Here is a 21416-nt window from a genome sequence, read left to right as displayed (position 1 = left end):
GTGCACACAGCCATTCAATGCTAAACGCAAGTACCAGAGCGCGCTAATCGCGGGTGCTGATGACCAGAGTCTCTGAAATTTTATCTTGGATAGCTTGTCGGTTAGGATCCCAGTAAATTTGCACAAATCCCAACAAGCCAGTTGCTAAACCCGCACCATAACCGCCATAACGACCAAAGCTCTCCCATAGCGACAGTCCAGAACCATCGAGTTTGAGTACTTGTATATTTAGCAGTCGTTTACCTGGAGTTTTTCCGTTAAACCAAGCGGTAAACACGCTGTAATAAAGCGCGGCCCAACCAAAGCCTAAGCCAAGCTCAGTAATTAACCCTTTGAACCACGCGACAATGCTGTATGTGTTTGCTGAGGGCTCTGAAGTTGCGTCATCGAAATCTGCTAGGTCACTTTCAATACCTTCAGCTTCCTGTAGGCCATTTTCATGCACACCTTTATTTTGAGCTTGCTCATTTACTCCAATATCATCATTCGCACCATTTTTCTCACTTGGGCGATTAGGCGAGTCGATCACGTTGCTGACAGTTGCATCGTCACGAAAGTAATTAGCCTCATTGGCAGCATCTAACGTAAGCAACACTGTCCAAAAGAGCATGAACGCTCCACCTATTCGAAGAAATGAACGCGTAGTTTTTTTATGGCTTTGATTGGCTACGTTGCGGCTAGCTTTATAAAACGTCACTGTAGCAATAATCGCCAAAAACAGTGCATCCAGTGAGCTCAAAATGGCGACAAATAGTAGGTCAATACACTGAGCCAACCCTCGTTGAAAAGGTGTAGCCAGACGCTTGCCCAACAGCGAGCTAGCCACGCCAAACGCATAGGGCGTGACTATATCCTTTGTTTCAACGGTTTCTAATTTATCTGCAGTATTATTTTCGACATCACTACTAATAGGTGGCGTATCAATATGTTGATGAGGGTGAGACATTTGCCGTCCACTGTGCTTAACCTAATTCCATAACACTACTTTACACAGTAAGGCGTATTATTTTAACTCTTTTATCTGAAGGGTAAGCACCTCACAAATACGCATGCAAGATACATTGTAATCTCTTCAATAGTCGGAATATTTTTCTTTTTAGCAAATAGATAATTTAAGTGTGTTTCACTTAAGTTATTGATTTATATGCGCGGCATTGGGTTTGCATCAGAGATTATCGAATGGATAACAATGATGCCTTTAAGGAGGTTACGATGTTTAACTCAAAACGAACGATTACAGCAACACTGGTTTCATTCGCTATGATGGGCTCATCTGCAATGGCACAAGCTAACGTTGACGAGATGAAAACTGCGCAAATGCAAGCAGCTTCAGCGTCAGTGCAACCTGAGTCCAGAACATCTGAGTCTGGTGATACGTGGATTACGTTGACCGGTGAGGTGTCTGCTGTAGATTCAAAATTCTTCACGTTAGATTACGGCGACGGGAACATTTTTGTTGAGTTAAGAGACACCGACCTTGACAGTAATGCCTATGCAAAAATGAAAGGCGAAGAAGTCATGGTAACGGCGCGTCTTGATGATGGCATGTTTTCGAGCGAAAGGTTAGTTGCTCAGAGTGTGATTGTTGATGGTATGGATACTGTTTACTTAGCTGAGTCGGTTAATCAGGCTTCGGCAGACCTTTATTTAAGTACAGCAAGTAACATTGAGTTTGACGATGAAGAAATGGTGCTTGTAGGTACCGTTAAATCAATTGGCAAAGAAGCGTTACAAATTGACGTGGGCGATACCACCGTCACGGTAGAGCTTGATGAGTTAGAGGACGCACCTGTGGATGCGGATGGTTACCTAACGCTAATGAAAGGCGAGCGCGTACGCATCACTGGCGAACTAGAAGACGATTTCTTTAATCGTTTCACCGTAGAAGCTGATACGCTAATCAAAATGAAAAGTTAACTATTACTGATAGATAACGCTTTAAAAAAACCGCCGAAAGGCGGTTTTTTTGATTAAATTATTAATGTACTTATTCACTACTTTGGAGGCATGCGCAGCCCGCCATCTAAGCGGATTGTCTCACCATTTAGGTAGCTATTGTTCGCCATATGGATAACCAACTTAGCAAATTCTTCAGGTAGCCCAAGGCGCTTAGGAAACTGAACGTTAGCAGAAAGGGCGTCTTGCACCTTTTCTGGCATAGCAAGTAGCATTGGCGTGCCCATTACACCCGGCGCAATGGTGTTAACACGAATACCCAACGTGGCTAAGTCTCGAGCCATTGGAAGAGTTAGGCCGATAATACCACCTTTACTCGCAGCATAAGCGGTTTGCCCTATTTGACCTTCGTAGCCAGCAACTGAAGCAGTGTTTACGATAAGACCGCGTTCGCCTTCCTCGCTAATTGGCGATTGCTTTGCCATCGTCGCTGCAACTAAGCGAGAAACATTAAAGCTTCCTACTAAGTTAATATCGATAGTTTTCTGGAAGTCACCCAACGGCGCCGGATTGCCTTCTTTGTCGAGCAGTCGCTTAGCTGGTGCGATGCCTGCACAGTTAACCACTAAAGAAATGGCGCCAAACCTTTCGGTTGTCGCGTCTATAGCTGCTTGAACAGAAGTTTCATCGCGTACATCGACTTTGGTGAAAAGTGTGTTGTTTTTGCCTAATTCTTTTACGCGCTGTGCGCCAAGCTCTTCATTTAAGTCGAAAAGGCTGACGTTAGCACCTGCATCTCGAAGTGCGATAGCAGTGGCGTGACCAAGTCCGGAACAACCGCCAGTAACAATGGCAGTAAGATTATTTAGCGTCATAGATTTCCCTTAAACCCTAGTTTTTCACTATTATTAAAGTGATGTTAACGGGAAGTAAGAAGAAAAACTACGGTGCCGACGGGGATCGGCACCTTATATTCGGTTATTTTGCAGCTATTTTGGCAACTGAATTTTACAGTCTTCGCTTTGACGGTAGATAATTAGCGTGTGGCCGATTACCTGTAGCTTAACTGAGTTTGTTTCACGAACAATGGCATCCATGATTAGCGCTTTTTCTTCGCGATCGTCTGTTGGCACCTTAACTTTAATTAATTCGTGATGGCTAAGGGCGTTGTCAATTTCGGCAACCACACCTTCTGTCAGGCCGTTCCCACCTAGCTGCACAACAGGTTTTAAAGGGTGTGCAAGGCCTTTTAGGAATTGTTTCTGTTTATTTGAAAGTTTCATGAAGTAATATTTCTTACAATTAATCTGTTAGTTTATGCTTGAAATAACGTATTCTAACGCCATCTTCTCTACAATCCTAATGACATTGTATTGGAATGACAAAAAAGAAACACTCCGCCAGCAGTAAACGCTGGCTACAAGAACACGTTAACGACCATTATGTGCAAAAAGCAAATAAGGAAGGTTGGCGCTCGCGAGCTATCTATAAACTGGAAGAAATTCAGAAAAAAGATAAGCTTATTAAACCAGGAATGACACTTGTAGACCTTGGTGCTGCACCGGGGGGCTGGTCACAGCTAGCCGCACAGCTCGTTGGCGACAATGGTCAAGTTATCGCGTGCGATATTTTGCCCATGGACCCAATCGTGGGCGTAGACTTTTTACAAGGTGATTTCAGAGAGGACGCTGTTCTCGACGCACTATTGAACAGAATCGGTGGGAACACCGTAGATATTGTGTTGTCTGATATGGCACCGAACCTTGCAGGTAACGCGTCGGTTGACCAGTCTCGCTCCATGTATCTTTGCGAACTAGCGCTTGATATGTGTCACCAAGTGTTAAAACCGGGCGGTTCGTTTGTCATAAAGGTGTTCCAAGGTGAGGGGTTTGTTGAGTTCATGAACGCACTTAAACAATCTTTCACAACCATAAAGACGCGTAAGCCTGACTCGTCCAGATCACGTTCGCGAGAGGTGTATTTGGTGGCTTGTGGGTATAAAGTGTAGTACGCTTTGAGATAAGCGGTTTTCGTTGCGAGTTGTGTCGTTTATTCAATAAACAACTTGTTGAATATACAAGCAATTCGGGTTTATAGAGGTTAGTAGCATTGAGCGATATGGCAAAAAATTTAATCTTATGGTTAGTCATCGCCGTTGTTTTAATGTCGGTTTTCCAGAGCTTTTCACCGAGTGAATCGTCTCGTTCGCAAACTGACTACACAACGTTTTTGAGAGAAGCAGAACAGGGAAATATTCGAGAAGTTCGCATCAATAATAGTGGCGAAATTCGAGGTACTAAGCGTTCAGGCGAAACTTTCCAAACATTCGTACCTTACTTCGATGACAAGTTAGTATCTGACTTGGTTAAGAACGACGTAAGAGTGTACGGTGAACCACCAGAAGAGCAGTCTCTTCTGACGTCTATTTTCATCTCATGGTTCCCCATGTTACTGCTTATTGGTGTATGGATTTTCTTCATGCGTCAAATGCAGGGTGGCGGCGGCCGTGGCGCTATGTCATTCGGTAAAAGCAAAGCTCGCTTGCTTGGTGAAGACCAAATTAAGACAACATTTGCTGACGTAGCAGGCTGTGACGAAGCGAAAGAAGATGTATCTGAATTGGTAGACTTCCTGCGCGACCCGTCTAAGTTCCAAAAGCTTGGTGGTAAAATTCCGAAGGGCGTACTTATGGTAGGTCCTCCTGGTACAGGTAAAACGTTGCTTGCAAAAGCCATTGCCGGTGAAGCGAAAGTACCATTCTTTACGATCTCTGGTTCTGATTTCGTTGAAATGTTCGTGGGTGTAGGTGCATCTCGTGTACGTGACATGTTTGAGCAAGCGAAAAAAGCGGCGCCTTGTATCATCTTCATCGATGAAATCGATGCGGTAGGCCGTCAACGTGGTGCTGGTCTAGGTGGTGGTCACGACGAACGTGAGCAAACCCTTAACCAGATGCTTGTTGAAATGGACGGCTTTGAAGGTCATGAAGGTATTATCGTTATTGCGGCAACTAACCGTCCTGACGTACTAGACCCTGCGCTTCTTCGTCCTGGTCGTTTTGACCGTCAAGTAGTGGTTGGTCTTCCTGACATCCGCGGCCGTGAACAAATTCTTAAGGTTCATATTCGCAAAGTGCCAGTGGCTGATAACGTAGAGCCGTCAGTTATTGCTCGCGGTACACCTGGTTTCTCAGGTGCTGACCTTGCTAACCTAGTAAACGAAGCTGCATTGTTTGCTGCTCGCGGCAACAAGCGCCTTGTTTCTATGGAAGAGTTTGAGAAAGCGAAAGACAAAATCATGATGGGCTCTGAGCGTAAGTCTATGGTGATGTCTGAGCCTGAAAAAGAAATGACAGCGTATCACGAAGCGGGTCACGCTATCGTAGGTCGCTTAGTGCCAGAGCACGATCCGGTATACAAAGTGTCAATCATTCCACGCGGTCGAGCGCTGGGTGTGACCATGTACTTACCAGAGCAAGACCGAGTGAGCCACTCTAAACAGCACTTAGAAAGTATGATTTCTAGCTTGTTTGGTGGGCGTATTGCTGAAGCCATTATTTATGGTGACGACAAAGTAACCACGGGTGCATCTAACGACATCGAACGCGCAACTGAAATTGCACGTAAGATGGTTACCCAATGGGGCTTGTCGAGCAAAATGGGCCCAATGCTTTACGCTGAAGACGAAGGTGAAGTGTTCCTAGGCAAGTCTATGTCTAAGGCAACAAACATGTCTGATGACACAGCACGTGCCATTGATGCGGAAATTAAGTCACTGATTGACCGCAACTACGAGCGCGCTCAAAAGATCCTTGAAGACAACATCGATATTTTACATTCAATGAAAGACGCACTGATGAAGTACGAAACCATTGATGCTAAGCAAATTGATGATCTGATGAACCGTACTGACGTTCGTCCTCCTGCTGACTGGGATGACAGCAAGCCATCGGGTGGCGACAAGCCAAGTGGTGGTGCACCGGTTCGCGAAGGTGAAATCAAAAATGACGGTGTAGACAAACCGTCGGTAGGTAAGCCGGGCGATATTCCAAGCTAACCTTCTACATCCATTGAAAAACGCCAGGTTAACTGGCGTTTTTTGTTAGAGCTGATTGATTTTAACCTGGGAATTTGACTTACAGTTTATGTCACTGTGTTAGCTGAGTTATTTATTTCGTTACGCTTTTCATTGTTCTTTGCAAAGAACAATGAAAAAACACGGCGAAGAACAAACCAAAGAATTCAGCAAGCAACAAGGCAAAGAGCATGCATTTTTAAGTAGGTTTCATTGCTAACACAGCGGGTCAAAATCAGTTTGCTTTATAGCTTCATTTCTCAACATATTTTCTGTCTAAGAAATACGGTAATTTTAAAACAAAGGTAATGCAGGTAATTCATGCAGTTTGGTAAGTACTTCATAGATCTGTCACAGCCTCAGGTAATGGGCATTTTAAATGTTACTCCTGATTCATTTTCTGACGGCGGCAAGCACACAAATGTATCTCAAGCCCTTGACCATGCGCTTCGCATGATTGATGAAGGGGCAACTTTTATTGATATAGGTGGTGAATCGACAAGGCCAGGCGCGCCCGACGTATCGCTGCAGGAAGAGCTTGACCGCACAATACCCGTTATTGAAGCCGTAGCTAAAAATACCGCATGTGTTATTTCTATTGATACCAGCAAGGCTGACGTTATGCGGGAAGCGGTGAAAGCTGGCGCGGGGCTAATCAACGATGTACGCGCGTTACAAGAGCCTGGTGCATTGCAAGTAGCAGCTGAAGCACAAGTACCTGTTTGTTTAATGCATATGCAGGGGCAACCCAGAACCATGCAGCAAAGCCCTGAGTATGATGATGTAGTGAATGATGTGGGGCAGTTTCTACTCGCGCGTACCAAAGTGTGTGAAGAAGCGGGCATTGCTAAAGATAAGATTTTGTTCGACCCAGGCTACGGTTTCGGAAAGTCACTGGAACACAATTATACGCTGGTGAAACACTTGCCATCGCTTATGAAGCTGGGTTACCCAGTGTTAGTAGGCATGTCTCGCAAGTCGATGATTGGCAATTTGCTAAATAGAAAAGTGGATGAGCGCTTGGCGGGAAGCATAAGCCTCGCTACAATTGTCGCCCAAATGGGCGCACAGATAATTCGCGTTCACGACGTGAAAGAAACAGCTGATGCTGTCAATATCGTGAAAATGCTGAATTCAGTAAAATAAGGAATAATAATGACGCAGCGCAAATATTTCGGCACCGACGGTATCCGCGGAAAGGTAGGCGAGAGCAATATCAACCCAGAGTTTGTTACAAAACTCGGGTGGGCAGCAGGTAAGGTCCTTGCCGGACGAGGGACGAACAAAGTACTTATTGGTAAAGACACGCGTATTTCTGGCTACATGCTAGAGTCGTCTTTAGAGGCGGGTTTATCAGCTGCTGGTATCAATATCGGCTTGCTAGGCCCCATGCCAACGCCAGCCATTGCTTATCTCACCAAAACATTTCGCTCAGAAGCAGGGATAGTGATTAGTGCGTCACATAATCCGTTTTATGACAACGGCATTAAATTTTTCTCAGCGCAAGGCTTTAAGCTTGATGATGATATCGAGTTAGCGATTGAAGATATGCTTGAGCGTCCAATGACATGTGTGGCATCTGATAAGCTGGGTAAGGCTACGCGTATAAACGACGCTGCGGGTCGTTATATTGAATTTTGTAAGGGGACATTCCCTTCAGAATTATCGCTGACAGATCTTAAAATTGTTGTGGACTGCGCACATGGCGCAACGTACCACATTGCCCCCAATGTATTGAGAGAGTTAGGTGCTACGGTTATCGAACTTGGTACAGCGCCCAATGGTTTAAACATTAACGACGGTGTGGGCGCAACCTCAATGGATGCGATTGTTGAAAAGGTTAAGGAGACCGGTGCTGATCTTGGCTTTGCCCTAGACGGCGATGGTGATCGCATTATGATGGTAGACCACCTTGGTAATGTGCTTGATGGTGACCAGATTGTTTACATCATTGCCCGCGACGCGCTTAAGAACGGCAAAATGCAGGGTGGTGTCGTTGGCACGTTGATGAGCAATTTAGGCCTTGAAAATGCGTTGTCAAAGCTTGGTGTTCCTTTCGCAAGAAGTAATGTTGGCGACCGTTATGTGATGGAGCTGCTACAGCAGAAAGGCTGGTCTATTGGCGGTGAAAACTCGGGTCATGTGCTCAATCTTAATATGAGCTCTACGGGTGACGGTATTGTAGCTGGGCTTCAAGTGCTTGCTGCAATGCTTCGTTCGCACATGGACTTACACGACTTAGCAAGTGGGTTTGAAATGTACCCGCAAACGCTAGTTAACGTGAGGTACGCTAACCAAGAAGTGGATTATTTAGCACACAGCAATGTACAAAATGCTAAGAAAGAGGCTGAGTCTGCGTTAGGTAAAACGGGCAGGGTACTTCTACGTAAAAGTGGTACTGAGCCGTTAATTCGTGTGATGGTTGAGTCGAATGACGAAAGCCAATCTCACAAATGGGCAGAGCATATTGCTGAAACTGTTCGTAATCTCGCCAATTAGTTGGCGTAGCAGGAAATTTTGCTTTTTGTGCTTGTATCTTCTCAATTAAATAGTTAATATCACGCCCGCTTTGAAGACAGGGCTAAGGTCTGCGTTGTGAGTAAAAATCTTAGAAAGCCATTCGTGGCTGGCAACTGGAAAATGAACGGAAATTTGGCATTAGTTGCTGAATTTAATCAAAAACTGGCGAATGTAAAAGCTGATTCGGAAATCGTAATTTGCGCTCCTTCACTTCTTTTACACGCATTTGAAACCCATTCGTTTGCCATTGGTGCTCAAAACGTAAGTCATCTAAATAACGGCGCTCACACTGGTGAGTTGTCAGTTGAAATGCTTAAAGAAGCAGGTTGCGGTTACGCAATTGTTGGGCATTCAGAAAGACGAGAAGACCAAGGCGAGTCAAGCGAACTTGTTGCATTAAAGGCAAAGCAATGTGTTTCTTCAGGTGTCGTACCCATCATTTGTGTAGGTGAGCCACTTGAAGTGAGAGAAGCAGGTGATGTTGAATCGTTTGTTGGCGAGCAACTAGATGCACTAGTTAGCGCCATGTCGGTAGATGAACTCAGCAAAACTGTTATTGCATACGAGCCGATTTGGGCAATTGGTACTGGTAAAACAGCCAGCCCTGAGCAAGCACAAGAAGTACACGAATTTATTCGCGGCTACTTTAATAAAGTAGACGCACAATTGGCTCAAGGCCTTCGTATTTTGTACGGTGGTAGTGTTAAGCCAGATAATGCTGAAACCCTATTTGCACAGAAAGATGTAGATGGCGGTTTAATTGGCGGAGCCAGTTTAAAAGCTGAAGATTTTATTTCAATTTGCCAAGCGGCAAACTGACGAGGTATTTATGATTTACGAAGTGCTATTAGTAGCATACCTAATTGTAGCGCTATTACTTATTGGATTTGTATTGATCCAACAAGGTAAAGGTGCAGATATGGGCGCTTCATTTGGCTCAGGCGGTTCAAACACTGTTTTCGGTTCATCAGGTTCAGGTAACTTCATGACTCGTACAACCGCTATATTAGCAGGCTTGTTCTTCTTAATTAGCCTTTCTTTGGGTGCAATGACTGCAAACCGTGAAAGCGCAGAAGATGAGTGGAACAACCTAGAAGTTCCAGCGGCAGTAGAAGAGCCAGTAGAGCTACCAGCTGATCAAGACGTACCAGTTATTGAAGATGCAGCTCAAAGTGACGTTCCTGTTGTTGAAAGCGATGTAACAGACGTACCAAAGTCTGACGACGCTGAAGGTTCAAACTAAAAAGTTTTCGCGGAAGTGGTGGAATTGGTAGACACGCCATCTTGAGGGGGTGGTGAGCATAGCTCGTGCGGGTTCAAGTCCCGCTTTCCGCACCAAATAAATGTAAAGGCCAGCGCAATGCTGGCCTTTTCTGTTTTTACACTGTGTAATTCTTGTTAAGGTGACCCTGTACGCTCACTTTTAACTGGCCTTGTTAATTGTAACAAAGCGTTAAAATCTAAAATTTACAGGATGTTATGTCTGTTCCTATTTTTATTATTCGGCTATGCTTTTCAATACTTAGTCACACTGTCTGCGACATAAACAAAACAATTTTTACGAGGCACTATAGTGCAAAAAACACTTAGTCAGAGTTTGTTCCAAACCCTATTCATAGGGATTGTGATAGCATCACTTCTGATAATTGGAGCAGTGTGGCGCTCAGCCAATACTCTCGTTGTTCAAAACATTGACCACAATATTGTTTTAGCAGAGAAAGTATTCGATAAAGTGGTTGCGGATCGTCAAGCTGTCATACGCAACGTTTCAAAAGTACTGTCTCGCTCATTTGATTTCAGGCGTGCGGTTGGCACAGAGAATATACCCTCTATTGAAGCGGCGTTTACCAGTTACGCGCAGCGACTAAACACAGATATCATCGCTCTGGTAAGTCTAGACCATCAAGTAGTTGTAACGCGTACAGACCTATTCGAAGTCGGTCAAAATGTGGAAAGTAGCCTAGCATTGGTTGCTAAAGGGAAAGACAGCGGTTTCTTCGTAGTCGATAACAAATTAGTACAGTTAAATCTAATTCGCGTAGAAATACCTACGCTTAGATATTACATGCTAATAGGCGTTGAGTTTGATAGCAGATTATTAGAAGAGCTAAAAGCGCTCGTAGACGCTGAAATTATTATCTCAAGAACTGATACCAATGACGTTCTTACGACTACCTTAAAAGAAAATGATGCGCAACGGATCCTCGCGTCAGAACACGACCCCTCGTGGATAGATGTAACGTTTAATGACGAGCTTACTTACTTTGCCCGTGAGGTGAATATTGCCTCTGATGGCAATTTGCCGGTTAAGATAACTCTAGCTGTAGATACAACGTCTTCATTTAGTGCTTTTACACGTATTCAATTGACGATTCTGGCATTTTGCTTAGTCGCAATATTCATTGCTCTGGGTCTTTCTCTGCTGCTTGCCAGGAACGTGAGTCGACCAGTGTCTACCTTGGTAAAAGCAGTGAATAAGGTCGCGTCAGGAAGCTATGGCGCAACCCTTGACGCACCGTCGAACCTCAAAGAGATTACCGAACTTGCCAACGCAGTCGACAGCATGCAAGCAAGTATTAAAAGCCGTGAAAATCATATTCGTTATCAAGCAGAACACGACGTGCTTACCGGGCTTTTCAATCGGAACTATGTTGAAGGCTTCTTCGAGTCACAACTGCAAGAAGAAAGAGAGTTACAGGTTGTTGCCATTACCGTAATCGGATTTCGAACCATTAACGACCTCTACGGTTACTCTAACGGCGATAATACACTGAAAGCATTGGCCGAGAGGCTTCAGCGTTGGCCTGGTACATCCGCAAGATTAGCTGGCGGTGAGATTTTATATATTACGCAAGATTCACTTAATGATGACCAGCTCGAAACGCTCAAGCACATATTGGAGCAACCAGTGGAAAGTAACCTGATTGCAATTCCAGTAAAAGTCGCCATGGCGGTTATCCAGTGCCCGCAAGATGCAACAACATCAGAAGAATTATTCAGAAAAATGAATATTGTTACTGATGAAGCGATACATAGCGACAGCTGGTGCGTTCGCTATAGGACAGAACTAGAAGATAAATACAATCGCAGACTATCAATTACCACTGAACTAAAACGTGCACTGGCTAGCCAGCAAAACGAACTGTCCATGGTTTACCAGCCAAAAATAGATCTGCAGACAATGAAAGTATGCAGCATGGAAGCGCTTATTCGCTGGAATAATAGTGTTCTGGGCTTCGTTCCACCTGATGAGTTTATTACCATCGCTGAGCAAGCAGGGTTAATTGAGCAAGTTACAACTTGGGTAATGAAGCAAACCATTTCAGACTTAGCTTATTTTAGAGGCATGGGGTATGGGTTCACCGTTGCGATGAACTTATCTACTCAGGATATTCAAAATAAGGTACTTCTAGGGAAGCTGGTGTCGCTTTTAACTCAGGAAGGTCTGTCACCTGAAGCTCTGGAACTTGAAATAACAGAAAGCGATTTAGTTGCTGACGCCTCGCTTGCTATAGAGAACCTTAATGAACTAACGGCGCGGGGCTTTCATTTCGCCATCGACGACTTTGGTACAGGCTATTCGTCGTTAGCCTATTTAAAGAACTTGCCCGTAAAAACGATTAAAATTGATAAGAGTTTTATTCTGTCGCTCGCGAGTGATGAAAACGACCAGCAAATTGTTCATACCGTGCTGAGTTTGGCGAATGTGTTTAATTTAAAGGTTGTGGCTGAAGGTGTTGAAGACGTAGCGTCGCTTGAAATCTTAAAGGACTGGGGCTGTGATATCGTTCAAGGTTATTACATTAGTCGCCCACTTAGCCGTTCAGACCTTGAAGACTGGCTTCAAAATACGCCTTTCGGTGAATAGCTATTTTTTCAAATTAAATTTATTGTTTTACAGTAATCACCATGCCTTTGCCGCAGTATTTGGCGACATGGCATCGTAAATGCAAAACAAATAATGAAGCGTGTAAAACGCTCTGCGGGCCTGATTTCTTCGCCAAAGTGTGAGTATTTTGCCCACTGAGTTGTGAAATTACTTCAAAAACAAGGAATTTATTATGGACATCATTCGTATACTTTTATCGATTTTACTTCCACCGCTGGGCGTATTTTTACAAGTGGGTATCGGTGCTCACTTTTGGATTAATATCCTTTTAACTATTCTTGGCTATTTCCCAGGTGTTATTCACGCTGTTTACATCATCGCTAAAAAGTAGGTGGTGAAAAACGCTGTATTGGCGGCTATGCAATAAATTGCATAGTCGTCGCGAGTACAGCAACCAAATATGAAATAAACAAAAGCCAGCTTTAATAGCTGGCTTTTTACGTGATGACTGTTTGTCGAATAGGACGATTTCGGCAACGTGACATATCCCATGTTAGGCGGTGAGCTTTTCGTCGTCTAACTCTTGCTTCATCTCTTTTTGATATTCATCTGCAAGTTTTGTTTTTTGGCGGTCATTAAGTACATTGCCTGCAACTTGGAAGAATTCCTGTTCTTCGTCGGCAAGGTGATGTTCCACCTTTTCCTGAAGTGTTTTCAAATGACGCAACCAAGCTGGTGAACTCATATCCGTATCATCGAGCTTTGCGAGTAGCTCATCAATTTCGTGATGCTCTGCAATGCCGTGACGTGTTAAATCTACAGTGGCATCTTTCTCCAGAAGATGAGAATAGAAATGGCGTTCTTCAGCGATGGCATGACTTTCAAGCTGTGTCTTAAGCTCTTGAAAATATTCACGGCGCGCAGCAGTGTTTCCGCTTGTTTCAGCTAGTATTTTAAGCAGTAAACGTTGCTTTTCATGGTCTTGACGCAAAGCTTCAAAAATTTTCATGGGTAGTTCCTTATAAATACCTAAAAAATGAATCACACCTGTGGTAATGCTATTTTTATTCCATGAATGGAATATCTGTTACGCGCTGATTTTTATAAGAAATTTCAAATGAAGTGACACAGAGTCATTGAATTGGGAAAGGGGACAACGCAAATTTTACAAGTCAGTTTCCGATAAATTCACGGCAGTAAGTCCGTGAATTTACCGAAAGAGGGAGATGGGATATGCGCTACACGCCTTGTGCGACCATGGCGTCAGCGAGTCTACGAAATGCTGCTACATTGGCGCCTTTCATATAATCAACGTAGCTGCTTCCAGCATCGCCTTCAGATTTACCCTCATCAACACAGCGCTGATGAATGCTTTCCATAATTGAATAGAGCTGTTCATCGAGTGCGCTTGCGTTACGTTGATTGAACATGGCGTTCTGGCTCATTTCTAAGCCCGATAGCGCAACGCCGCCAGCGTTTGATGCTTTGCCTGGTACGTATGCAATTTGGGCGTCTAAAAACAAAGCCTGCGCTTCATTTGTGCACGGCATATTCGCACCTTCTAGTACCATTTGGCAGCCGTTATCTAGCAGTGATTTTGCATCTTCTTCAAGTAGTTCGTTTTGCGTAGCGCAAGGCAGTGCTATGTCGCATTTTAAATGCCAAGGCTTTTTATCAGCTATCCACTTGCCCATGTTTTCATCTGCCATGTCAGCAAGGATATTGTTGCGGTTTGCATGGTTGTCGATTGCCCATTTAAACGCGGTATCAGTTAACCCATTCTCATTATGTAAAAGCCCTCGGCTATTAGACAGCGAAATAACTTTTCCGCCTTTCTCTACCGCTTTAAGTGCAGCATGCAACGCTACGTTTCCGGCTCCAGACACTGCAATGGTTTTGCCTTCAATTGGAGTACCTTGATGTCGACATACCGCTTCTAAAAAGTAAATTAAGCCAAAGCCTGTAGCTTCAGTACGTACATAGCTACCACCAAATTCTAAGCCTTTACCAGTTAATACGCCTTCGAACTTATTGTTTAGCCTGCGATATTCGCCATAAAGGTACCCTATTTCTCTCGCGCCGACGTTTATGTCACCTGCAGGTACATCGGTGTTCGCGCCAATATGTCGCTGTAATTCACGCATGAAGGCTTGGCAAAACAACATAATGTCGCGATCAGTACGCCCTTTGGGGTTAAAGTCTGACCCGCCTTTACCTCCACCCATGGGTAAGCCGGTCAGGGCATTTTTGAAACACTGTTCGAAAGCAAGAAACTTAAGCACCGATAAGTTGACGGTAGGATGAAAGCGCAAGCCACCTTTGTAAGGACCCATGGCTGAATTGTGCTGTACACGCCAACCTTGATTGACTTCAATATTGCCATCACTGTTCATCCACGACACGGTAAAATAAATAATGCGTTCAGGCATGCAAATGCGTCTTATAATATCGAACGCTTTGTAGTCTTTGTTTGCATTGTGAATAGGAACAATATCTTCTAATACTTCGTGTACCGCTTGTAGATATTCCGTTTCGTTAGCAAACTTCTCATTAAGAAAGGTATAGATTTCTTCAAAGTTACTTTTCTGAGTCATGTACTGCTTAATCCTTTTCTTCAAAATTGGTGAGAACGTTAAGGCTTCGAGGGCATGTTTTTATCTCAAGCTTTTCGCCTTCGTAGATCTCGCCGTCGACAGCATACGCCGTGGGCTTATCAAATGTTAACGTTATGCTTGATGCGCGTTCGTGCCGTATTGATTCAGATTGCTTCTTTGCTTCAGCTGGACTTAGCACTAGCTCTGCTAACGATGCGAATTGTTTATCAGAGCTGGGCTGAGGTAATAGCCAGGTCAAATCAAGCTTCCCATCGGTGATGTCAGGCGGCTCTGCGCCCTGAGCAAGTGCTGTGGTCATTGGGGCTGCGTTTGCAATAACAAAGCTCGGCGTTTCTAAGGTTTCAGCTGGCTGGTTGTCTTTTGCTACTTTAAACGTCATGTTTTCATTATTTGAAATCGCGTTCCATAGCCCTTTTAGGTAGGCAAACTGGCCGCCTACATTCTTTTCGTCGCGATCAGCGGCCGAAATCATTTTTTCCTCGAAGCCAACTGCTGCTACCAAAAGCATAACGTGGTCGTTACAGGTCGCGGTATCTATGGCTAAGGTGTTGCCCTCTATAATGATGTCGCATGCTGTACTAATAGGCATGACTTTACTAATGTAGCCATGCAACACTTGGCTCAGTGCGTTTGCTGTACCAAAAGGGATAATCCCCATGGTAACGTCGGTGTTGACCAAAGCCGAGGCGACTTCAGTTAACGTTCCATCGCCGCCGCATGCGACAATAATGTGGGCGCCGTCTTGTTTTGCCTTTTCTGCTAGTGCCTTACCATCTACTTCAGGTGTGGTTTCTTTCACGGTCACTTTGAATTTTTCATTTAATCGAGAAAGAACGTCATCTCGGTATTGCTCCCATTTACCGCCCCCGGCAACTGGGTTAACGATAAGGGTTAGATTCTTTTGTAGTGAAAGTAAGCCACCATCTCTAATCTGCTGCAGCGATGCTAATTGACGTTTGTTGAGCCTTGCTGTTTGGCGTATCTGGTTAATTTCATGTAATGCATCATCTACACTCAACGTAGGGTTTTTGGCCAGCAAATAGGCTGCAACCACCAGAACAGAGCGACCTCGTCCAAGCGCACAATGCACAACAACATTTTTCTTTTCAGAAATTTGCTGATTTAACCAATTTATTGCTAAAACAAGCTGTTCAGGAGTGGGGCTGGTATGGTCGAGTACCGGTACGTTTAAATAGCGGTAATCTTCTTGATATGCCGTCCAATCCAGTCCATCAAATTCAGCGGTTACGTCAAGAATGGCATCAATGTTGTTTTCGTTTAAAAGGCTAACGTGTTTTCCCGACATGCGGCACGCAAGGAATAAGTGCGGCTCAATTTTTTGTAGGGGGGGGACTTTATCCGTTCTGCGTGCGAATTCATTGTAAAGCCAAGAGCCCAGTAAAAAAGGTACAAAAATCCAGCGTATGTAGAATGGTATTGAGCCATCCTCACGTTTGCGAAACAGGCTTGGATAGTTGAGCAAATAGGCGCTGCTTACGGCAATAAGGGAAAATGCAATCCAACCAAATACCACTTTTAATAATATCACTGGCACGGTCAACGTTAGTGCTAACGCCACTAATGCACCAAGTACGTAATACTTCACCATTTTCACGATTAATACATCCTTTGTAATTGGAAAGAGCAAACAGTCTATGCATCTATACTTACACTAGAGCGTTTTCGTTTACTTTTGTCGCAATAGGGTTGAACTATCACTTACCGGTAAACGTATGCTTTGATATTGAAAATATGAGCGTTTCAAATGAAGAATAGTGCGGTACTAAAGGTTGCGAACTTTGTATGGTTCCAAGGAATTTGGTGGCTGGTCATCTTGTTCCAGAACAAAGCAGTAATTCCAGTGTTAGGGTTGATCCTTCTATGGATAACCATTTCGCCCAAGCGAGAGGAAGATATAAAGCTAATGGGCACGGTATTTTTACTGGGCACGGTGGTTGATGCACTTTTAACCCAAAGCGGGCTGTTCATTTTTAACGAGAAAGAAACGCTAGTCAGCTTCTGGCCAATTCCAATTTGGCTAAGTCTTCTATGGGCAGCCTTTGCAGGTACGGTCTATCACAGTTTAACCGCCTTTAATGGTCGAATGGCCGTTGCGGCGCTTGCTGGAGCTATCTTCGCGCCGCTCAGTTATATCGCCGGCGCCAAATTCGGTGCGGTTGAATTGGGCGCAAGCGTTATGCTTTCTTATATTTTTATCGCTCTAGTGTGGAGTGTAATCTTCCCGCTGTGTTTTTATTTATCCAATCGTTTTGAGGCAAAACAAGCCCAAGCGTAAATGCAAGGAGTGTATTGGCAATGACGAAAAACGTATTAGTTACAGGTGGAAACAGAGGTATAGGTCTAGAAATAGTAAAAGGAATGCTGTCTAAAGGCTATAAAGTGCTAATGGGGTGTCGAGACGAAGAGGCCGGCCTTGAAGCCAAGAAAGATATTGTGGGAGGGGATTTGCATATTATTGAGATGCCTCTTGATAACGAAACAGCCATCGTCGATGCGTTTGTTCGAGCTGAGGCCGTGTATGGCCCTATTGATATCCTCATAAACAATGCAGGTATCTTAGACGACACGCCATGGAAAGATGTAAATTCTGAGACGTTGGCTAAATCGATGCAAATTAATGTGAACGCCCCGCTTACACTTATCCAGCAAACGTTACCGCAAATGATTGAGCGAGGTTTTGGACGTATTATCAATGTAAGCTCTAGTTACGGTAGCTTCGCCGAGGGGCTGAAAGGGCCAATGTGCTATGCGATAACAAAGGCTGCTATTAATGCGCTTACGGTTAAGATGGCAGCGGTAGTTGATGAAGCTGCTGACGGTAAGTCTCTTGATGTAACCGTTAATAGCATGACCCCGGGTTGGGTGCATACCAGAATGGGTGGAAGTGATGCGCCCAAAACGCCCGAGGAGGGAGCAGATACGGCTATTTGGTTAGCAACCATGGAAGAGGGCGGCCCCCATGGCCAATTCTTAAAAGATAGAGAGCCTATAGAGTGGTAGCCTTAATTAACTAGCCTAATTCATATAGTTTGAAGGCTACCATTTTCACGATGCTTTTTAATCAGCATCTTCTAAAGTGAGAATCGCTCTCGTAGAAAGCGGGCGATTCCATCTTCATCGTGATGCCCAATGACGGAAGTGGCGGCGTCTTTGATATAAGGTTTAGCGTTAGAAGGTGCATAAGCCTCGTCTGCTAGCTTAAACATACTTAAATCATTATCACTGTCGCCAAACACAATAACGTTGCTTGCATTCAACTGTTGGCGCAAAAGCTCTACCGCACTACCTTTATTCGCAAGATTGTGGTGTACATCCATCCAACGGTACTCATCCCCTTCGATAGCTGGCCCAGAGTACGCTATCAGTCCTCCGTGCATGTTAAGCTGCTTATACATGTCATAGACTAGCGGTGCATCTCCGATCATACTAATGTTTGTAATATGTGCATTAGCAGGTAGCGACTCAATAGACGCTAGTCGCGCTTTAGTGCGCGAAAAATACTTTTCAATTAAATCGTGTTCCACCTGATGCTTAGGCGACGAATGGTAAATCACGTGCTCGTGATCTGGACTATCCATATTCACTGTGTTAATGAAAGGCGTGATATTGTTGTTTACGGCGTGCTCGATAATAAGATTTACTTCACTGGGCGCGAGCAAATTTTCGAGTGTTAGCGCGTTTCCGGCAGGATCCCAAATTGCCACCCCATTATTATAAATGTGAGGGAGTACAAAAGACTGACCTTGTAGCACAAATTGCGCTGAATGCATGGTACGACCCGTCGCTACGGTGAATGCAATGTCTCTCTCACCAAGCAAGCCCAACGTCTCTTTAGTAAACGAGGAGATTTCAGAAGACTTATTTAATAAAGTGCCATCTAAATCAAAAAATAGTAAATCCATACAATTGGTGCCTAATCTCTCTTTCAGAATAACGCCGACCAAACGACGAAGGGCAATAAACGTGGAGTGCGTTATATTGCCCTTCGAAAATATTGGAACAGCTAGATTGATAACTCCGCTATGATTACTGTATCACATTCTGCTTTGAAGCAGCGTTCCATATTATGTCGCTAGTCTTGCTACCGAATAGATTCGACCACTTTGTCGGTGTGCTGCTTCAGTAATTGCGAGACTTTAGAAGCAGACTGTGACTTTTTAAGGTTAATTACCAGCGCAACTTTACCATATCTAACCGCGTGTCTTACGGTCTGTATAACCTCATTTCTGTCTGGACGTAAACCGATTAAACCCGCTATGAATAACCCAATGAATATGCCTGGGCTAATTAGTGCTATGTAGGTAAATAAGGGATTTTGTTGAGTAAGCGCTGGGCCAAACTGCGTTAACAAAAATGCCGCCACTAAACCTACAATCAGACCGATTGAACCAAGCAACAGGTGGGACGACCACATGCTTTTGCCAATGGCAGCGCTGTTACGTTCAAGTTTTTCACTCATTTTAGGGTCGCCAGCTTCGATAATTTCTACTTGAGATACCTCAACAGATGTTTGGTCTTGAACTATCTCAAGTACTTCCTGCACTTTAAGTTTTGACGGAAATACAGCCGCGACTTGCAAATCACCGGTTGATACAACATGGGCTCTCAAATTCTCATGTTCATTACTGTTTTCGCTTTTTGACTCTACGTTTTTCGAACTTTGAACATTCATCTTTAAATCCTCGACTTCTTACTTGGACTCTCTAAATCAATCCACTTCACTTGCACTTCAAAGGGTATTGCTGTTCGGCTTCACCCAAGTGCATAGGTAACTCGACAACTATTGTTCATACTTATTCAAGTTGCATTCCGACGAAGAAAAGTAGCGGTTTATACTTTAGTATAAAAAAGAGAAAGTTCGTTTTTATACTATTGTTTTTTAGGGTTATTTTCGGAAGGTTAAATATGATTTATTAAGCTGGAAGGCGAAATAAAGAAGGATTTCGAAGCGATATGCTGAGTTTTAGCAAGCGTCGCTGCCGGACCAAACAACCGGTACTGTGATAATTTTACACATAGCGTGAAAATTCGTTATGGCCTTTAAAATCACTGTCTTGCCGTGGAAGCATCGGCTTGCGGCAAGGTTACTTGCGTGTAGTGATCATTTCTGTACGTTCTTCTGTAGATTCTATTTATAAATTGAGATTTGGTACCGTTGTTTGCAATCTGACTAAGAAAGCACAGCGAGCATCTACGGCCGTAGCAGCACCTTAACAGTCGGTCTTCTTAGCTGGTAAGGAAAGGAGTATCTATAAATGAAACGGATTAAGGGCTATTGCAACGTCTACTCTGATGATAGCCATCTATCAATAAGGCGCATCGCTTGCGGTAATAAACGGTTTTACTATCGCTATGCAAGTGGAAAAAAAGTCACAGGAGAGCGCGTGCTAAAGCGTATCAAAAAGCTTGTCATTCCTCCAAATTGGCGCGACACCTTTATAAGCCGTGACAGTAAAGCCAGCGTTCAAGCCGTCGGCTATGACGAAAAAGGGCGAAAACAATATATCTATCACGACAAATGGCACGAGCAGCAGCAAGTAAAAAAATTTGAGCGTTTGGTTGCCTTTGGTAATGCACTTCCTGAGTTCCGTAAGCACTGTCTTTCATTAATTTCACAGCCAACATGGACGCAAGAAAGAGCTTGCGCGCTGGTGTGCCTGTTGCTCGATTACACAGGTGCTAGAGTTGGCAACGCTCAATATAGCAAGGAAAATAACACATATGGGTTAACTACATTGCGGCGCAAGCATGTACAAGCGCAGTGTGACGATAGTGTTGAACTTGCTTACATTGGTAAGCACGGCAAACCAAGAACACTAAAAGTAAACGACCCTGAGCTTGCTTCATTAGTTTGTGACTGTGCGCAACAACAAGGTTACTGTTTATTTCGTTATCAAGATGAGAATAAACAATGGCACGACGTAACGAGCGAAGACGTTAATGCGTTCATCCACAACGAACTAAGTGAACAGTTCAGTTGTAAAGACTTTCGAACGTGGGCTTCAAGTCGATTTGCACTAACAAACCTGCCCAGTGTGTATGAACAGATAGCAAACTCCAGAACCAAGAAATGGGAGAGTACGTTAAGTAAGTGTGTTGCAGCAGAACTTGGCAATACTCCCACCGTTTGCAGGAAATATTATATTCATCCGAAACTATTTACTGTGAAAAATGACGAAAAGGCATGTGAGAAGCTAATTAATCGGGTTCGCTCGCTACATGGTGAAGATTGTACGCAACTTACCCATTTACTGCCTGTAGAAAAGCTTCTTTTGGATGTTATTTCGTCTGAGTGCGCGTAACAAAGTATTTTTAATGAAAATGTTTTAGCTGATAGTAAAGTTGCTGTTTTTTGCGACTTTTCAGCTAAAGTTAAATTGTTTCATAAATGACTTAGTGTTTTTAAGTTAATGAATACTAATGGTAATTTTGGATTTTATTAGCGTAATATGCTGTGAAAC

At 43.9% G+C, this 21416-nt stretch carries 20 protein-coding genes and 1 tRNA gene; 13 read left to right on the top strand and 8 right to left on the bottom strand.

All coding sequences use genetic code 11. From position 1 onward, the window contains the following. Positions 1 to 43: 43 nt before the first annotated feature. Positions 44 to 946, bottom strand: coding sequence for an RDD family protein (locus MHM87_RS01585; RefSeq protein WP_239220441.1), 903 nt, complete (start codon positions 944 to 946; stop codon positions 44 to 46). A gap of 266 nt (positions 947 to 1212) precedes the next feature. On the opposite strand from MHM87_RS01585, the gene MHM87_RS01580 reads away from it, so the two are divergent. Next, positions 1213 to 1917 carry a hypothetical protein gene (locus tag MHM87_RS01580; protein ID WP_239257584.1) on the top strand — a complete coding sequence of 235 codons (705 nt, stop codon included), beginning with the start codon at positions 1213 to 1215 and terminating at the stop codon, positions 1915 to 1917. 77 nt (positions 1918 to 1994) lie between these two features. Here the strand turns inward: MHM87_RS01580 and MHM87_RS01575 are convergent, their stop codons facing one another. After that, positions 1995 to 2771 (bottom strand): 3-hydroxyacyl-CoA dehydrogenase, encoded by a 777-nt coding sequence (locus MHM87_RS01575; RefSeq protein WP_239257583.1) that lies wholly within the window; start codon positions 2769 to 2771, stop codon positions 1995 to 1997. 114 nt (positions 2772 to 2885) lie between these two features. Beyond that, positions 2886 to 3179 (bottom strand): ribosome assembly RNA-binding protein YhbY, encoded by a 294-nt coding sequence (yhbY, locus tag MHM87_RS01570; protein ID WP_014949363.1) that lies wholly within the window; start codon positions 3177 to 3179, stop codon positions 2886 to 2888. A gap of 95 nt (positions 3180 to 3274) precedes the next feature. Here yhbY and rlmE point away from each other — a divergent pair, with 95 nt between their 5' ends. From rlmE to MHM87_RS01525, 9 genes are all read left to right on the top strand, one after another. Further along, a complete protein-coding gene (rlmE, locus tag MHM87_RS01565) occupies positions 3275 to 3904 on the top strand; it encodes a 23S rRNA (uridine(2552)-2'-O)-methyltransferase RlmE (protein WP_014949364.1) in 630 nt (209 codons plus the stop codon). A 101-nt stretch (positions 3905 to 4005) separates the two neighbouring features. Then, complete coding sequence (gene ftsH, locus MHM87_RS01560; RefSeq protein ID WP_014949365.1) at positions 4006 to 5952, top strand: ATP-dependent zinc metalloprotease FtsH; 1947 nt, start codon at positions 4006 to 4008, stop codon at positions 5950 to 5952. A 339-nt stretch (positions 5953 to 6291) separates the two neighbouring features. Further along, complete coding sequence (folP, locus tag MHM87_RS01555; protein ID WP_239257582.1) at positions 6292 to 7116, top strand: dihydropteroate synthase; 825 nt, start codon at positions 6292 to 6294, stop codon at positions 7114 to 7116. A gap of 9 nt (positions 7117 to 7125) precedes the next feature. Next, a complete protein-coding gene (gene glmM / locus MHM87_RS01550; RefSeq protein WP_014949367.1) occupies positions 7126 to 8469 on the top strand; it encodes a phosphoglucosamine mutase in 1344 nt (447 codons plus the stop codon). A gap of 96 nt (positions 8470 to 8565) precedes the next feature. Continuing rightward, on the top strand, positions 8566 to 9309 hold the full coding sequence (gene tpiA / locus MHM87_RS01545; RefSeq protein WP_039229431.1) for a triose-phosphate isomerase: 744 nt from the start codon (positions 8566 to 8568) through the stop codon (positions 9307 to 9309). A 10-nt stretch (positions 9310 to 9319) separates the two neighbouring features. After that, entirely contained in the window at positions 9320 to 9733 is a 414-nt protein-coding gene (gene secG, locus MHM87_RS01540) for a preprotein translocase subunit SecG (RefSeq protein ID WP_039232721.1), read from the top strand. Positions 9734 to 9742: 9 nt separating this feature from the next. Then, positions 9743 to 9828 (top strand) — tRNA-Leu (locus MHM87_RS01535). Positions 9829 to 10063: 235 nt separating this feature from the next. Further along, on the top strand, positions 10064 to 12358 hold the full coding sequence (locus MHM87_RS01530; protein WP_239257581.1) for a GGDEF domain-containing protein: 2295 nt from the start codon (positions 10064 to 10066) through the stop codon (positions 12356 to 12358). Positions 12359 to 12551: 193 nt separating this feature from the next. Beyond that, a complete protein-coding gene (locus tag MHM87_RS01525) occupies positions 12552 to 12710 on the top strand; it encodes a YqaE/Pmp3 family membrane protein (RefSeq protein WP_014949371.1) in 159 nt (52 codons plus the stop codon). A 162-nt stretch (positions 12711 to 12872) separates the two neighbouring features. On the opposite strand, the gene MHM87_RS01520 is transcribed toward MHM87_RS01525, so the two are convergent. The 3 genes from MHM87_RS01520 to MHM87_RS01510 form a co-directional block, all read right to left on the bottom strand. Next, positions 12873 to 13328, bottom strand: a complete 456-nt coding sequence (locus tag MHM87_RS01520) for a hemerythrin domain-containing protein (protein WP_049587787.1) — start codon at positions 13326 to 13328, stop codon at positions 12873 to 12875. 229 nt (positions 13329 to 13557) lie between these two features. Further along, positions 13558 to 14913 carry an NADP-specific glutamate dehydrogenase gene (gdhA, locus tag MHM87_RS01515; protein WP_239239986.1) on the bottom strand — a complete coding sequence of 452 codons (1356 nt, stop codon included), beginning with the start codon at positions 14911 to 14913 and terminating at the stop codon, positions 13558 to 13560. 7 nt (positions 14914 to 14920) lie between these two features. Beyond that, a complete protein-coding gene (locus tag MHM87_RS01510) occupies positions 14921 to 16549 on the bottom strand; it encodes a diacylglycerol kinase family protein (protein ID WP_239239988.1) in 1629 nt (542 codons plus the stop codon). A gap of 150 nt (positions 16550 to 16699) precedes the next feature. Here MHM87_RS01510 and MHM87_RS01505 point away from each other — a divergent pair, with 150 nt between their 5' ends. Continuing rightward, positions 16700 to 17230 carry a DUF2878 domain-containing protein gene (locus tag MHM87_RS01505; protein ID WP_239220225.1) on the top strand — a complete coding sequence of 177 codons (531 nt, stop codon included), beginning with the start codon at positions 16700 to 16702 and terminating at the stop codon, positions 17228 to 17230. 20 nt (positions 17231 to 17250) lie between these two features. Continuing rightward, the gene (locus tag MHM87_RS01500; protein ID WP_014979228.1) at positions 17251 to 17955 is read left to right on the top strand and encodes an SDR family NAD(P)-dependent oxidoreductase; all 705 of its coding nucleotides are present in this window, start codon (positions 17251 to 17253) and stop codon (positions 17953 to 17955) included. A 71-nt stretch (positions 17956 to 18026) separates the two neighbouring features. Here MHM87_RS01500 and MHM87_RS01495 read toward each other — a convergent pair whose 3' ends face one another. After that, complete coding sequence (locus MHM87_RS01495; RefSeq protein WP_187447564.1) at positions 18027 to 18857, bottom strand: HAD-IIB family hydrolase; 831 nt, start codon at positions 18855 to 18857, stop codon at positions 18027 to 18029. A gap of 179 nt (positions 18858 to 19036) precedes the next feature. Next, entirely contained in the window at positions 19037 to 19627 is a 591-nt protein-coding gene (locus MHM87_RS01490) for a hypothetical protein (protein ID WP_187447563.1), read from the bottom strand. Between the two features lie 583 nt (positions 19628 to 20210). Here MHM87_RS01490 and MHM87_RS01485 point away from each other — a divergent pair. Continuing rightward, positions 20211 to 21257, top strand: coding sequence for a DNA topoisomerase IB (locus tag MHM87_RS01485; RefSeq protein WP_239257580.1), 1047 nt, complete (start codon positions 20211 to 20213; stop codon positions 21255 to 21257). Positions 21258 to 21416 lie beyond the last annotated feature (159 nt).

Source organism: Alteromonas sp. Cnat3-28, assembly GCF_022348265.1.
In the GTDB taxonomy this organism is placed as follows: Bacteria; Pseudomonadota; Gammaproteobacteria; order Enterobacterales; family Alteromonadaceae; genus Alteromonas; species Alteromonas macleodii.
Note: the sequence above shows the minus strand (reverse complement) of the source record. Positions and strands in the feature narration are given on the sequence as shown.